Annotated in this window: 10 protein-coding genes; 9 read left to right on the top strand and 1 reads right to left on the bottom strand. The window is 63.1% G+C overall.

Annotated elements, in window-relative coordinates; all coding sequences use genetic code 11:
- Positions 1 to 220: 220 nt before the first annotated feature.
- The 9 genes from panB to CXQ81_RS28175 all read left to right on the top strand — a co-directional run bounded on the left by panB (position 221) and on the right by CXQ81_RS28175 (position 12,845).
- Positions 221 to 1,021 carry a 3-methyl-2-oxobutanoate hydroxymethyltransferase gene (gene panB, locus CXQ81_RS28135; protein ID WP_101339141.1) on the top strand — a complete coding sequence of 267 codons (801 nt, stop codon included), beginning with the start codon at positions 221 to 223 and terminating at the stop codon, positions 1,019 to 1,021.
- Entirely contained in the window at positions 1,018 to 1,872 is an 855-nt protein-coding gene (panC, locus tag CXQ81_RS28140) for a pantoate--beta-alanine ligase (protein ID WP_101339142.1), read from the top strand. The genes panB and panC overlap by 4 nt, the downstream gene beginning before the upstream one ends.
- Before the next feature lie 109 nt (positions 1,873 to 1,981).
- Entirely contained in the window at positions 1,982 to 2,362 is a 381-nt protein-coding gene (gene panD / locus CXQ81_RS28145; protein WP_007924662.1) for an aspartate 1-decarboxylase, read from the top strand.
- 239 nt (positions 2,363 to 2,601) lie between these two features.
- The gene (gene pgi / locus CXQ81_RS28150; protein WP_101339143.1) at positions 2,602 to 4,266 is read left to right on the top strand and encodes a glucose-6-phosphate isomerase; all 1,665 of its coding nucleotides are present in this window, start codon (positions 2,602 to 2,604) and stop codon (positions 4,264 to 4,266) included.
- 172 nt (positions 4,267 to 4,438) lie between these two features.
- Complete coding sequence (gene acs, locus CXQ81_RS28155) at positions 4,439 to 6,376, top strand: acetate--CoA ligase (RefSeq protein ID WP_101339144.1); 1,938 nt, start codon at positions 4,439 to 4,441, stop codon at positions 6,374 to 6,376.
- 39 nt (positions 6,377 to 6,415) lie between these two features.
- Positions 6,416 to 7,282: an oxygenase MpaB family protein gene (locus CXQ81_RS28160; protein ID WP_101339145.1), complete on the top strand. Its 867-nt coding sequence runs from the start codon at positions 6,416 to 6,418 to the stop codon at positions 7,280 to 7,282.
- A gap of 150 nt (positions 7,283 to 7,432) precedes the next feature.
- A complete protein-coding gene (locus CXQ81_RS28165; RefSeq protein WP_009043190.1) occupies positions 7,433 to 8,611 on the top strand; it encodes an acetyl-CoA C-acetyltransferase in 1,179 nt (392 codons plus the stop codon).
- A 185-nt stretch (positions 8,612 to 8,796) separates the two neighbouring features.
- Positions 8,797 to 9,813 (top strand): class I SAM-dependent rRNA methyltransferase, encoded by a 1,017-nt coding sequence (locus CXQ81_RS28170; RefSeq protein ID WP_007924670.1) that lies wholly within the window; start codon positions 8,797 to 8,799, stop codon positions 9,811 to 9,813.
- A gap of 113 nt (positions 9,814 to 9,926) precedes the next feature.
- Entirely contained in the window at positions 9,927 to 12,845 is a 2,919-nt protein-coding gene (locus CXQ81_RS28175) for a DUF748 domain-containing protein (protein ID WP_101339146.1), read from the top strand.
- A gap of 203 nt (positions 12,846 to 13,048) precedes the next feature.
- Here CXQ81_RS28175 and CXQ81_RS28180 read toward each other — a convergent pair whose 3' ends face one another.
- A complete protein-coding gene (locus CXQ81_RS28180; RefSeq protein WP_009045666.1) occupies positions 13,049 to 13,405 on the bottom strand; it encodes a BON domain-containing protein in 357 nt (118 codons plus the stop codon).
- Between the last annotated feature and the right edge of the window lie 113 nt (positions 13,406 to 13,518).

The following is a 13,518-nucleotide window of genomic DNA, read 5'->3' on the forward strand; positions in this document are numbered from 1 at the left end:
TTACGGCGGTAACACTCACGCCGTAACAATGCGGTAACACATGCAATTGACTTCCCGAGTTCTCCTCACGACTATAGGCGTCCCGTTGCCGCCAACACGGCGTTACAGGGCGCAATCCAGGCCTTATAAGCACGACAACAGACCGTGCGCCTGCATAGATAAAGAATCACGCGCGTTACTCGCAGCAGTTTCCAGAGCGCCTGAATGAGGACCTTTTTTCATGCCAGACATCACCCTGACCACCCTGCAAGGCCTCAAGCAGAAAGGTGAAAAAATCACCATGCTGACCTGCTATGACGCGACCTTCGCCCACACCTGTTGCCAGGCTGGCGTTGAAGTACTGCTGGTGGGCGACTCCCTCGGCATGGTCTTGCAAGGGCACGACAGCACACTGCCGGTCACTACCACCGAGATGGCCTACCACGTCGCCGCGGTCAAACGCGGTAACAGTGGCGCCCTGATCCTCGCCGACCTGCCGTTCATGGCCTACGCCACCACCGAACAGGCCCTGAACAACAGCGCCCAGTTGATGCAGGCCGGTGCGCACATGATCAAGGTCGAAGGCGCGCTCTGGCTGGCGGAGTCCATCCGCCTGCTGGCCGAACGCGGTATCCCGGTCTGCGCCCACATGGGTCTGACTCCGCAATCGGTGAACATCCTCGGCGGCTACAAGGTCCAGGGCCGTAACGAAAACCAGGCCCGGCAGATGCGTGCCGACGCCATCGCCCTGGAAGCGGCGGGCGCAGCGATGCTGCTGCTCGAATGCGTGCCAAGCGAACTGGCGGCGGAAATCACCCAGGCGGTGAAAATTCCGGTGATCGGCATCGGTGCCGGCAGCGGCACCGACGGTCAGGTGCTGGTTCTGCACGACATGCTGGGCCTGTCCCTGAGCGGTCGCGCGCCGAAGTTCGTGAAGAACTTCATGGTCGGCCAGGAAAGCATCCAGGCCGCCCTGAGCGCCTACGTCAATGAAGTCAAGGCCGTGACCTTCCCAGGCGCCGAACACGGGTTTTCTGCATGAATACTGTCAAAACCGTACGTGAACTGCGTGCCGCCGTGGCCCGTGCCCGCAGCGAGGGCAAGCGCATCGGCTTCGTACCGACCATGGGTAACCTGCACAGCGGTCATGCGGCCCTGGTGACCAAGGCGGCCCAGCGGGTGGATTTCGTGGTGGCGAGCATTTTCGTCAACCCGCTGCAGTTCGGCGCCGGCGAAGACCTCGACAAGTACCCGCGGACCCTGGCCGCCGACCAGGAAAAGCTCCTGCAAGCCGGTTGCCATCTGCTGTTCGCCCCGACCGTCGAAGAGATGTACCCCGACGGCATGGACGGCCAGACCCGGGTCAGCGTGCCGCAACTCTCCGAAGGCCTGTGCGGCGCCAGCCGTCCCGGGCATTTCGAAGGAGTGGCCACGGTGGTCAGCAAGCTGTTCAACATGGTGCAGCCGGACCTTGCGGTCTTCGGTCAGAAGGACTTCCAGCAACTGGCGGTGATCCGCGCCCTGGTGCATGACCTGAACATGCCGATCCAGATCATCGGCGAGCCCACCGTACGTGCTGCCGACGGCCTCGCGCTGTCGTCGCGCAACGGCTACCTGAGCGAGGAACAACGTGCCATCGCCCCCGTGATCTATCGTGGCCTGACTCAAATCGCCGAGGCCATCAGCCAGGGCGAGCGGGACTATCCAAAGCTGCTGGACGAGCAAAAACGAGTGCTCGAAGCCGCAGGTTTGCGCCCCGATTACCTGGAAATCCGCCACGCCCGGACCCTGCGCCCGGCCACCGCGCAAGACCGCGACCTGGTGATCCTGGCGGCGGCCTATCTGGGCGCTACCCGCCTGATCGACAACCTGCATCTGGACCTCGACGCCTAGGTCCCAAAGGCCGATTGCCCGAAGCCCGACCTTCGGGCAAACTGCCGCCGCCCGGGGCCTGCAGCGATGCTGCGGGCCCTGTTCGAGGACCTGACCGAGAGAACCACTCATGCACGCCATCATGCTCAAGGCCAAGCTGCATCGCGCCGAAGTCACCCACGCTGTGCTCGACTACGAAGGCTCTTGCGCCATCGACGGTGAATGGCTGGACTTGTCCGGTATCCGTGAGTACGAACAGATCCAGATCTACAACGTCGACAATGGCGAACGCTTCACCACCTACGCCATTCGTGGCGAGGAAGGCTCGCGCATGATCTCGGTCAACGGCGCCGCCGCGCACAAGGCCAAGGTCGGCGACCGGGTGATCATCTGCGCTTACGCTCACTACAGCGAAGCCGAACTGCTCAACTTCAAGCCACGCATGCTCTATATGGCGCCGGGCAACGAGCTGAGCCACACCAGCCATGCCATCCCGGTTCAGGTCGCCTGAACCCCAGTCATTCTCACCCCCTGAAATCCCGTTCGTGCGCGGCTCTGAGGCGCCGGTGTAAAAAAGTACCGGCCGCAGGTCAGACAAAGCCAAGACAGATCAGCACGCGAGAGTTACTGTTATCGCCCTGCGTGCTTAATCGTGTCAGCGCAGGTTTGACCGAACGTTATTCTTCGAGCAGGACGTTCCGGGCTTTTCAGTGTCCAACAGGCAGTTCAAGTAAAAGGAAAACCGCAGCGATGGCGTACTACCGCACTCCTCACGACGTTACCGCTCTGCCCGCCTGGCAAGCGTTGAATGACCACCGCCAGGCCATGCAGGATTTCAGCATGCGCGAGGCCTTCAATGCCGACCCGCAGCGCTTTCATCAATTCAGCCTCAGCGGCTGTGGGCTTTTTCTCGATTACTCGAAGAACCTGATCACCTCCGAAACCCGCAACCTGCTGGTGGGCCTGGCCAACGAAGCCGGCCTGCAGGACGCGATCAAGGCGTTGTTCGCCGGTGAGCTGGTCAACTCTTCCGAAGGCCGTCCGGCCCTGCACACCGCCCTGCGCCGCCCGGTGGGCGACAAGCTGTCGGTCAACGGCGTCAACGTGATGCCGGAAGTGCACAAGGTGCTGAACCAGATCACCGAGCTGGTCGGGCGCATCCATGACGGCCTGTGGCGTGGCTACACCGAGAAGCCGATCACCGACGTGGTCAACATCGGCATCGGCGGTTCCTTCCTCGGTCCCGAGCTGGTGTCCGAAGCCCTGTTGTCCTACGCCCAGAAAGGCGTGCGTTGCCATTACCTGGCCAATATCGACGGCAGCGAGTTCCACGAGCTGTCCTCGAAGATCCGCGCCGAAACCACCCTGTTCATTGTCTCGTCGAAATCCTTCAATACCCTGGAAACCCTGAAGAACGCCCAGGCCGCACGCGCCTGGTACCTGGCTCAGGGCGGCTCCGAGGCCGAGCTGTATCGCCACTTCATCGCAGTGTCGAGCAACAACGCCGCCGCGGTAGCCTTCGGCATCCGCGAAGAGAACATCTTCCCGATGTGGGACTGGGTCGGCGGGCGTTACTCGCTGTGGTCGGCCATCGGCCTGCCGATCGCCCTGGCCATCGGCATGTCCAACTTCAAGGAACTGCTGTCCGGTGCCTACACCATGGACCAGCACTTCCAGACCGCGCCGTTCGAGCAGAACATGCCGGTTCTCCTGGCCCTGCTGGGCGTGTGGTACGGCAACTTCTGGGGCGCGCAAAGCCACGCGATCCTGCCGTACGACCACTACCTGCGCAACATCACCAAGCACTTGCAGCAGCTGGACATGGAATCCAACGGCAAGAGCGTGCGCCAGGACGGCACGCCGGTTTCCACCGACACCGGCCCGGTGATCTGGGGTGGCGTGGGCTGCAACGGTCAGCACGCGTACCACCAGTTGTTGCACCAGGGCACCCAGCTGATTCCGGCCGACTTCATCGTGCCGATCGTCAGCTTCAACCCGGTCGCCGACCATCACCAGTGGCTGTACGCCAACTGCCTGTCGCAAAGCCAGGCGCTGATGCTCGGCAAGACGCGCGCTGAGGCCGAGACCGAGCTGCGTGAAAAAGGCCTGAGCGAGGCCGAAGTCCAGAAGCTGGCACCGCACAAGGTGATCCCCGGCAACCGCCCGAGCAACACCCTGGTGGTCGAGCGCATCAGCCCACGCCGCCTGGGCGCGCTGGTGGCGATGTACGAACACAAGGTCTTCGTGCAGAGCGTGATCTGGGGCATCAACGCCTTCGACCAATGGGGCGTGGAGCTGGGCAAGGAGCTGGGCAAGGGCGTCTACAACCGCCTGGTCGGCAGCGAAGAAGCCCCGGCCGAGGATGCTTCGACCCAGGGCCTGATCAACTACTTCCGCGGTCGCCACCGCGGTTGATAGCCCGCTGAAATCCCCCTTCGCGAACCGGCCCGCTGCTGTGCAAACCCCATCCATTGCATAGCAGCGGGCCGATTCTCGATCGGTCGTCCAAGACCGCCCTCCCCTTGAACCCCTTCCGATCAAGGCGCATCTTTATTACTTGTCGCTAAAACAAGAATAAGGAACCGTCATGTTCGATATCAGCATGTTCCCCCAAGCCGATGCCGTCCGCCGGGCCGCACAATTGAGTCAGGACGACTACCAGCGGCTGTACCGCGAATCCATCGAGCACCCCAGTACCTTCTGGGCCGAACAGGCCACCCGCTTTCTCGACTGGAGCGCTCCCTGGCAAACCGTGCAGCGCTATGACCTGAAAACCGGCGCCGCCAGCTGGTTCGCCGGCGGCCAGTTGAACGTCAGCTACAACTGCATCGACCGCCATCTGGAAAAACGCGGCGATCAGGTAGCGATCATCTGGGAAGGCGACGACCCTGCCGAGTCGCTGCAAATCACCTACAAGAAACTCCATCACTACGTCTGCCGCCTGGCCAACGTCCTGAAAAGCCGCGGTGTGAAAAAAGGCGACCGGGTGTGCATCTACATGCCGATGATCCCCGAGGCGGCCTACGCCATGCTCGCCTGCACCCGTATCGGTGCGGTGCACTCGGTGGTCTTTGGCGGATTTTCCCCGGACGCGTTGCGCGACCGCATTCTCGACGCCGACTGCCGCACCGTGATCACCGCTGACGAAGGGGTGCGCGGCGGCAAGTTCATACCCTTGAAAAACAACGTCGACAAGGCTCTGCAAAGCTGCCCGAACGTCAGCACCGTGGTGGTGATCGAGCGCACCCAGAACCCGGTGAACTGGATCGAAGGCCGCGACCTCTGGTATCACCAGGCCCTGCGCGACGTCGAAGACGACTGCCCGCCGCAACCGATGGACGCCGAAGACCCGCTGTTCATCCTCTACACCTCAGGCAGCACCGGTAAACCCAAAGGCGTGCTGCACACCACCGGCGGCTACTTGCTGCAAGCGGCGATGACCTTCAAATACGTACTGGACTACCGCGAAGGCGAAGTCTTCTGGTGCACCGCCGACGTCGGCTGGGTCACCGGCCACAGCTACATCGTCTACGGCCCGCTGGCCAATGGCGCGACCACCCTGATCTTCGAGGGCGTGCCCAGTTATCCGAGCAGTTCGCGCTTCTGGGAGGTCATCGACAAGCACCGGGTGAACATCTTCTACACCGCCCCCACCGCATTGCGGGCGCTGATGCGCGAAGGCCCCGAGCCGCTGCAACACACCTCGCGCAGCAGCCTGCGCCTGCTGGGCACTGTCGGCGAGCCGATCAATCCGGAAGCCTGGGAGTGGTATTTCAATAGCGTCGGCGAGCAGCGCTGCCCGATCGTCGACACCTGGTGGCAGACCGAAACCGGCGGCATCATGCTCAGCCCGCTGGTCAGCGCCAGCTACATCAAGCCGGGCTGCGCCACCCGCCCGATGTTCGGCGTGCAACCGGTGCTGCTGGATGAGCACGGCAAGGAAATCAACGGCGCCGGCAGCGGCATCCTGGCGATCAAGGCCAGTTGGCCGGCGCAGATCCGCAGCGTCTACGGCGACCCGCAGCGCATGGTCGAGACCTATTTCAAACCCTACCCGGGCTACTACTTCACCGGCGATGGCGCGCGGCGCGATGAAGACGGCGACTACTGGATCACCGGACGCATCGACGACGTGATCAATGTGTCCGGGCATCGCATCGGCACCGCCGAAGTCGAGAGCGCCCTGGTCCTGCACGACAGCATCGCCGAGGCTGCGGTGGTCGGCTATCCCCACGACCTCAAGGGCCAGGGCATCTATGCCTTTGTCACCCCGATGAACGGCGTCGAGCCCAGCGAAGAACTGAAGAAGGAACTGTTGAGTCTGGTCAGTCGCGAGATCGGCAGTTTCGCCAAGCCGGAACTGATCCAGTGGGCGCCGGCCTTGCCGAAAACCCGCTCGGGCAAGATCATGCGGCGTATCCTGCGCAAGATCGCCTGCAACGAGCTCGACAGCCTGGGCGATACCTCGACCCTGGCCGACCCGAGCGTGGTCGAGGGCCTGATCGATAAACGCCTGAACCTCTGAGCGGGTCCTCGGGCCTCAACCAAGGAACAGCCAAGCGGTATGGAATTCATTCGCAGTCGTATCGAAACCCAGGTGATGAGCCTGGGTGGCCTGTCGCTGGGCCAGCTCGACCTGGACAACCCGAAGGGCGACCCGGGCCTGTTCGGCCCGGACGCCATCTGCTGGCAGGTGCATGGCGATTTCAGCAGCATGCTGATCGGCGGCATCAGCGCCTTGCTGATGCAGGCCCTGCACCCGCTGGCCCTGGCCGGGGTCTGGGATCACTCGAACTTCCGGGAAGACATGATCGGGCGCCTGCGGCGCACCGCACAGTTCATTTCCGGCACTACCTTCGGCTCGCGGCAGGATGCCGAATGGCTGATCGACAAGGTGCGCACCATTCACCTGCAGATTGTTGGCACCGCACCAGACGGCCGGCCCTATGCCGCCAGCGATCCGCAACTGCTGACCTGGGTGCATGTGGCCGAGGTCAACAGCTTTCTGGCGGCGCACCTGCGTTATCGCAACCCGCACCTGTCGCCTGCCGACCAGGACCGTTACTACGGGGAAGTCGCGCTGATCGCCGAGCGTCTTGGCGCCACTGATGTGCCGCGCTCGCGCCGGGCCGTGGCGGCTTACCTGGCACGGATGCGCCCCCAGTTGCTCTGCGATGAACGCAGCCGCGAGGTGCTGCGTTTGCTCTTGGCGGCACCTGCCCCAAGCCGCCTGGCCAAGCCATTTGGCTCGTTGATGATGCAGGCCGGCATCGACCTGTTGCCCGACTGGGCCAGCGATATGCTGGGCGTCAACCAGGGTCTGCTGCAACGCCAGCTGATCCGCGCCAGCGTCAACCGCAGTGCGCCGATGCTGCGCTGGGCGGTACGCAACGGCTCGATACATCGCGCACGCCGGCGCATGGGCCTGTAATACCCGACCGGGCGAACAGAACGCGACCCATCGGTTCGCGATTGGCAGCGTCGCGACCTTCTATGCAACCATGATTTTCCAAGTTCTCGCGCATCGGTCACCTTCCATAGCCACCGACCGATGCCGCCAATGACAATGAGGATTCGCGCCATGCAAGACGTCGTAATCGTTGCCGCCACCCGCACCGCGGTCGGCAGTTTCCAGGGTTCGCTGGCGAACATTCCCGCGGTCGATCTGGGGGCCGCGGTGATCCGCCAGCTGTTGGCCCAGACCGGCCTGGACGGCGCCCAGGTCGATGAGGTGATCATGGGCCAGGTGCTCACCGCCGGCGCCGGGCAGAACCCCGCGCGCCAGGCCGCGATCAAGGCCGGCCTGCCCCACGCCGTGCCGGCGCTGACCCTGAACAAGGTCTGCGGCTCCGGCCTCAAGGCCCTGCACCTGGGCGCCCAGGCGATCCGCTGCGGCGACGCCGAGGTGATCATCGCCGGCGGCCAGGAGAACATGAGCCTGGCCAATTACGTGCTGCCCGGTGCCCGCACCGGCCTGCGCATGGGCCACAGCCAGATGATCGACACCATGATCAGCGACGGCCTGTGGGACGCCTTCAACGACTACCACATGGGCATCACCGCCGAGAACCTGGTGGACAAATACGCCATCAGCCGCGAAGCCCAGGACGCCTTTGCCGCCGCCTCGCAGCAGAAGGCCGTGGCCGCCATCGAGGGCGGACGTTTCGTCGATGAGATCACCCCGATCCTGATTCCCCAGCGCAAGGGCGAGCCTGTGGCCTTCGCCACCGACGAGCAGCCGCGCGCCGGCACCACCGCCGAATCCCTGGGCAAGCTCAAGCCGGCCTTCAAGAAAGACGGCACGGTCACCGCCGGCAACGCCTCGTCGCTCAACGACGGCGCCGCCGCGGTGATCCTGATGAGCGCCGCCAAGGCCCGGGCTCTGGGCCTGCCGGTGCTGGCGAAGATCGCTGCCTACGCCAACGCCGGCGTCGACCCGGCGATCATGGGCATCGGCCCGGTGTCGGCCACCCGCCGCTGCCTGGACAAGGCCGGCTGGTCCCTGGAGCAACTGGACCTGATCGAAGCCAACGAAGCCTTCGCCGCCCAGGCGCTGTCGGTGGGCAAGGAGCTGGGCTGGGACGCGAGCAAGGTCAACGTCAACGGCGGCGCCATCGCCCTCGGCCACCCGATCGGCGCCTCGGGCTGCAGGGTGCTGGTGACCCTGCTGCATGAAATGCTCAAGCGCGATGCCAAAAAAGGCCTGGCGACCTTGTGCATCGGCGGCGGCCAGGGCGTGGCGCTGGCAATCGAACGCTGATCCAGCGCCCTTCCTGTAGGAGCGAGGCTTGCCCGCGATAAATCGTCAACGATGACGCGCCATACCTGTAACACTGCGGTGCCATGACGTTTGTTTCGCGGGTGATCGAGCGTCGACCGGCTGCTCCTACAGGGGGTGGTCGAAGCTGGTAGACTGCCCCGCCCAATCATCCGCAAGGCGCCCGCATGTCTTCCTTGAATCAGGCGCTGCGCGCCGCCCTCGATCATCGCCAGGACCTGCTCGTCGAGCTGCATCAGCAAGGCACCGACTGCTATCGGCTGTTCCATGGCAGCCAGGAAGGCGCCGGGGGCCTGACCATCGATCGTTACGGCCCGCAGCTGCTGGTGCAAAGCTTTCACCAGACGCTGGAACGCGATGCCTTGCTGCAATTGCACGAGACCGTCCAGCAGCAACTGGGCCTGGACACCCTGCTGGTCTACAACGACCGCTCCCGGGGCAACTCACGCATCGACCGCGAGGACTCGGTTTACCGCGCCGAAGAAGAGGCGCTCAAAGACCTGGTCGGTCACGAATGGGGCTTGAACTACCGGGTACGCGGTCGCCATGCCGGCCAGGACCCGCTGCTGTTTCTCGACCTGCGCAACGCCCGTGGCTGGGTCAAGGCCCACAGCGCCGGCAAGAGCGTGCTGAACCTGTTCGCCTATACCTGTGGCGTCGGCCTAAGTGCCGCGGCGGGCGGTGCCCGCGAGGTTTGCAACCTGGACTTCGCCGAGGGCAACCTGGCGGTCGGCCGCGAGAACGGCCAGCTCAATCCGCAATTGCCGGCCATGCAGTTCGTGCAATCGGATTACTTCCCGGCGATCCGGCAACTGGCCGGCCTGCCCATCAGCCAGCGCCGTGGACAAAAGCTGCCCAGCTACCCACGCCTGGAACAGCGCCAGTACGACCTGGTGCTGCTCGACCCGCCGGCCTGGGCCAAGAGTGCATTCGGCACCGTCGACCTGCTGCGCGACTATCAGAGTCTGCTCAAGCCTGCCCTGCTGGCCACCGCTGACAATGGCGTGCTGATCTGCTGCAACAACCTGGCGAAAGTCACGCTGGACGACTGGCGCGAACAGGTGCTGCGCTGTGCCGAAAAAGCCGGTCGCCCGGTGCGCGAATGGCAGGTGCTGACACCCGCTCGCGACTTCCCGTCCATGGACCAGCAACCGCCGCTCAAGACCCTGATCCTGCATCTGTGATCTGTTGCGAGGAATCTGAACAATCCTGTTTGCGACCGTCATGGGATTGTTTCGGAACCGGAAACGCATGCCATACTCCAACGCACTTCCGATTCAGATAGATGAAGCCTCGCATGTCCAAAGGATTGATCCGCGCTATTGGCGCCTTGTTGACCGCTCTCGCCCTGTACAGCCTGTTGGGCTTTCTGATTTTGCCGGGCATCGCCTTGCGAGTGGCCAATCAACAGTTGGCCAACTACGCGACGGTACCGGCAAAGATCCAGCGCATCGAACTCAACCCGTTCAGTCTCGAACTGACGCTCTGGGGCCTGAATATCGGCGAGCCGGGCAAGGAGCAGGTGGCCTTCGAACGTCTCTACGCCAACCTGCAGCTGGACAGCCTCTGGACCCGCGCGCTGCACCTGGCCGATATCGAGCTGGACAAACCCAAGAGCGAGATCCTGTTCGCCAAGGACGGCAAGCTCAACCTGCTGGGCCTGTTCAACCTGCCCGCCAGCGAACCCACTCCGGACGACCCCGAGGCCAAGCCGTTCCCCCTGCGTATCGGGCGCATCAAGCTGGCGGGCGGTTATGTGCACTTCCAGGACGCGCGGCCCAGCGAGCCCATCGATTTCCTCTACGACAAACTCGATCTCGAGCTGAAGAACCTCAGCACCCTGCCCGATGACAGTGCCGACATGACCCTGGTCGCCGCGGGCCCCGCGGGCGGTCAGATCGATTGGAGCGGCAATTTCAGCCTGACTCCGATCGCCTCCGAAGGCACCCTGAAAGTCACCGACGGCCAGATGAAAGCCTGGTGGCCCTATGTCCGCGATGCCTTGCCCCTGGTCCTCGAAGACGGCGTGCTGAACCTCAACACCCGCTACAAGCTGAACCTGTCCAAGGAAACCGAGCTGCTGCTCAGCGATGCCTCGGTCAGCGTGGCGCCTTTTGCCATCAAGGCCCCGGACGGTCGGCCACTGGCCCGTCTGGAGCGCCTGGACGTCAGTGAGACCACGGTCGACCTGGCCAAGCAGCAAGTGGTGGTCGGCAAGATCCGCAGTCAGAAACTGGAAACCTGGGCCGCCCTGGAGGCCGATGGTCAACTGGACTGGCAGAAGCTGTTCGCCAGCCAGCCGGCCAAACCGGCCGCCAAGCCCGCTCCGGCCGCCGCCGATACTCCGCCGGCTCCCGCTCCGGCGCCAAGCAAACCCTGGCAGGTGCTGCTCAAGGACGTGCAACTGCGCAATTACCAGGTGCACCTGGCGGACCGTCAGGCCAAGCCGGCCGTAGCTTTGGAAGTCGGCCCGCTGAACGTCGACGTGCAGAACTTCGACAGCCTCAACCAGTCGCCTTTCAACCTCAAGCTCGACACCGGAGTGGGCAAACAGGGCAAGATCCTCGCCAACGGCGTGGTCAACCTGCAACCGGTGACCGCCAAGCTGGCGGTGCAGACCAAGGACATCGACCTGCGGGTCGCCCAGTCCTACATCAGCCCGTTCATTCGCCTGGAGCTGCGCAGCGGCATGCTCGGCAGCGACCTGGCAGTGGACCTGAAAAACATCGATCCCCTGACATTCAGCGTGACTGGCCGCGCCCAGGTCGACCAGTTGCACACCCTGGACACCCTGAAAACCCGCGATTTCGTGAAATGGCAGCAACTGGTGCTCGAAGGCCTGAACTATCAGCACGGCGACAGCCTGACGATCAACAAGGTCAACCTGATGCAGCCCTATGCGCGCTTCATGATCAACGATGACCGCACCACCAACATCGATGACCTGCTGATCCCGCAACCGGCCGACAGCGCGCCGAAAGGCGCAGCCAAGCCGGCCGCCAAGGAAAAACCCCTCGGCATCCATATCGGCCAGATCGCCATCAACGACGGTTCGGCCAACTTCGCCGACTTCAGCCTGACCCCCAACTTCGCCACGGCCGTCCAGCAACTCAATGGCCAGATCGGCACCATCGACAGCCGCCAGGCAAAACCGGCCAGCGTCGATATCAAGGGCAAGGTCGACCGTTATGCTCCGGTCACCATCAAGGGCAGCGTGAACCCCTTCGATCCAATGGCCGCCCTGGACATCGCCACCAGCTTCAAACGCGTCGAACTGACCAACCTGACCCCCTACTCCGGCAAGTTCGCCGGCTACCGCATCCGCAAGGGCCGGCTCAACCTCGACCTGCACTACGTCATCACCAACGGCCAGCTCAAGGCCGAAAACAAAGTGGTGGTCGAACAACTGGAGCTGGGGGAAAAAGTCGACAGCCCGGATGCCGTGAGCCTGCCACTGAAACTGGCGGTCGCCTTGCTCAAGGATGTCGACGGCAAGATCTCCATCGAACTGCCGGTGACCGGCGATCTGAACAACCCGCAGTTCAGCGTCATGCCGATTGTCTGGCAGACCCTGCGCAACCTGATCGTCAAGGCTGCCGCGGCACCGTTCAAACTGATTGGCGGGCTGGTCGCGGGTGGCGGTTCGCAAGACTTGGGCAGTGTCTCGTTCGCCCCGGGCTCGAGTGACTTGAGCCCGGAATCGGAAGCAACGCTGGTCAAGCTGTCCAATGCGCTCAAGGAACGTCCGGCCCTGCGCCTGGAGATCGAAGGCACCGCCGCGCAGAGCAGCGATGGCCCGCTGATCGCCGAGCAACGCCTGGAGCGGGAATACCAGTACAACTACTACAAGATGCTCCAGCGTCGCGGCGACAAGGTGCCGGCCCAGGCGTCGCTGCTGGAAGTACCGGAGAAAGAGAAAGCCCCGCTGCTGGAGGGCATCTATCGCACACGCCTCAAGACCCAGCCACCGGCCGAATGGAAGGACCTGGGCAAGGAAGAGCGCACCGCGAAAATGCGTGAAGGCGTGATCAAGTTCTGGAGTGGCAGCGATGTGCTGTTGCGCCAGTTGGGCCAGGAACGGGCCAGCAGCATCAAGGACTTCCTGGTGGACAAGGGCCAACTGGCGGACGACCGGGTCTACTTCATCGATGCCAACCTTGGCCAGGCCGAAAGCGATGGTCGGGTCATTACCCCCATGCACCTGGACGCCGAATAACCACCCTCCCCGCCGCCCCGGAAACGGGTCGGCCCGGCGGTTTTCCCCGCCATGAACAGAACAGGCCCCGACACACTGTGCCGGGGCCTGTTCTGTTTACAAAAAGGAGCCACTTCCCTGTGGCCATTCGCATGAACCTTCAAGGAAGCGGTAGATGAATCCTCTACCGCATCTTCTCCCTGTCCAGGAAAGAAGCTTGAGGCTTAGTCGGTTTTCAAACCGTCAGCCGATACTGCCTTCACGCCTTTGATGTTTTTGGCGATGTTGACTGCGGTTTCTTTCTGCGCCGCGGTCAGAGCAGTGGTGGAGGACAGGGAAACCACACCCTTGTTGGTTTCGACCTTGATGTCGGTACCAGGAATGCCTTTTTCAGTTACGAGATCCGCTTTGACTTTGGTGGTGATCCAGGTGTCGGAAGTGGCTTCCTTGGCCTTGGTCACTTCACCCGCCGCGAGCACCATTGGCGCCTGAGTAGCTTGAGTGGTCTGGGCAAATGCGACGTTAGCCATGGTCAGGGTCAGAGCGGTAGCAGTTGCAGCAGCGATAGCGAACTTCTTCATACGAGTAACTCCTGTTCTTCTGGAAAACCTGCTCCAAGTCCTGGCAGCAGGGTTACTTAAGTAGATTGCAGGCGTTATGCCAAGTTCAGAAAAACAATAAAGCCCTTAAATAT

It is taken from the genome of Pseudomonas sp. 09C 129 (assembly GCF_002843625.1).
GTDB lineage: Bacteria > Pseudomonadota > Gammaproteobacteria > Pseudomonadales > Pseudomonadaceae > Aquipseudomonas > Aquipseudomonas chlororaphis.

Bases quoted from the DNA above. Each gene is read 5' to 3' on its own strand.
- CXQ81_RS28175 (WP_101339146.1), top strand. From the start codon at position 9,927: ATGTCCAAAGGATTGATCCGCGCTATTGGCGCCTTGTTGACCGCTCTC.
- CXQ81_RS28180 (WP_009045666.1), bottom strand. From the start codon at position 13,405: ATGAAGAAGTTCGCTATCGCTGCTGCAACTGCTACCGCTCTGACCCTG.
- panB (WP_101339141.1), top strand. From the start codon at position 221: ATGCCAGACATCACCCTGACCACCCTGCAAGGCCTCAAGCAGAAAGGT.
- CXQ81_RS28165 (WP_009043190.1), top strand. From the start codon at position 7,433: ATGCAAGACGTCGTAATCGTTGCCGCCACCCGCACCGCGGTCGGCAGT.
- CXQ81_RS28160 (WP_101339145.1), top strand. From the start codon at position 6,416: ATGGAATTCATTCGCAGTCGTATCGAAACCCAGGTGATGAGCCTGGGT.
- CXQ81_RS28170 (WP_007924670.1), top strand. From the start codon at position 8,797: ATGTCTTCCTTGAATCAGGCGCTGCGCGCCGCCCTCGATCATCGCCAG.
- pgi (WP_101339143.1), top strand. From the start codon at position 2,602: ATGGCGTACTACCGCACTCCTCACGACGTTACCGCTCTGCCCGCCTGG.
- acs (WP_101339144.1), top strand. From the start codon at position 4,439: ATGTTCGATATCAGCATGTTCCCCCAAGCCGATGCCGTCCGCCGGGCC.
- panD (WP_007924662.1), top strand. From the start codon at position 1,982: ATGCACGCCATCATGCTCAAGGCCAAGCTGCATCGCGCCGAAGTCACC.
- panC (WP_101339142.1), top strand. From the start codon at position 1,018: ATGAATACTGTCAAAACCGTACGTGAACTGCGTGCCGCCGTGGCCCGT.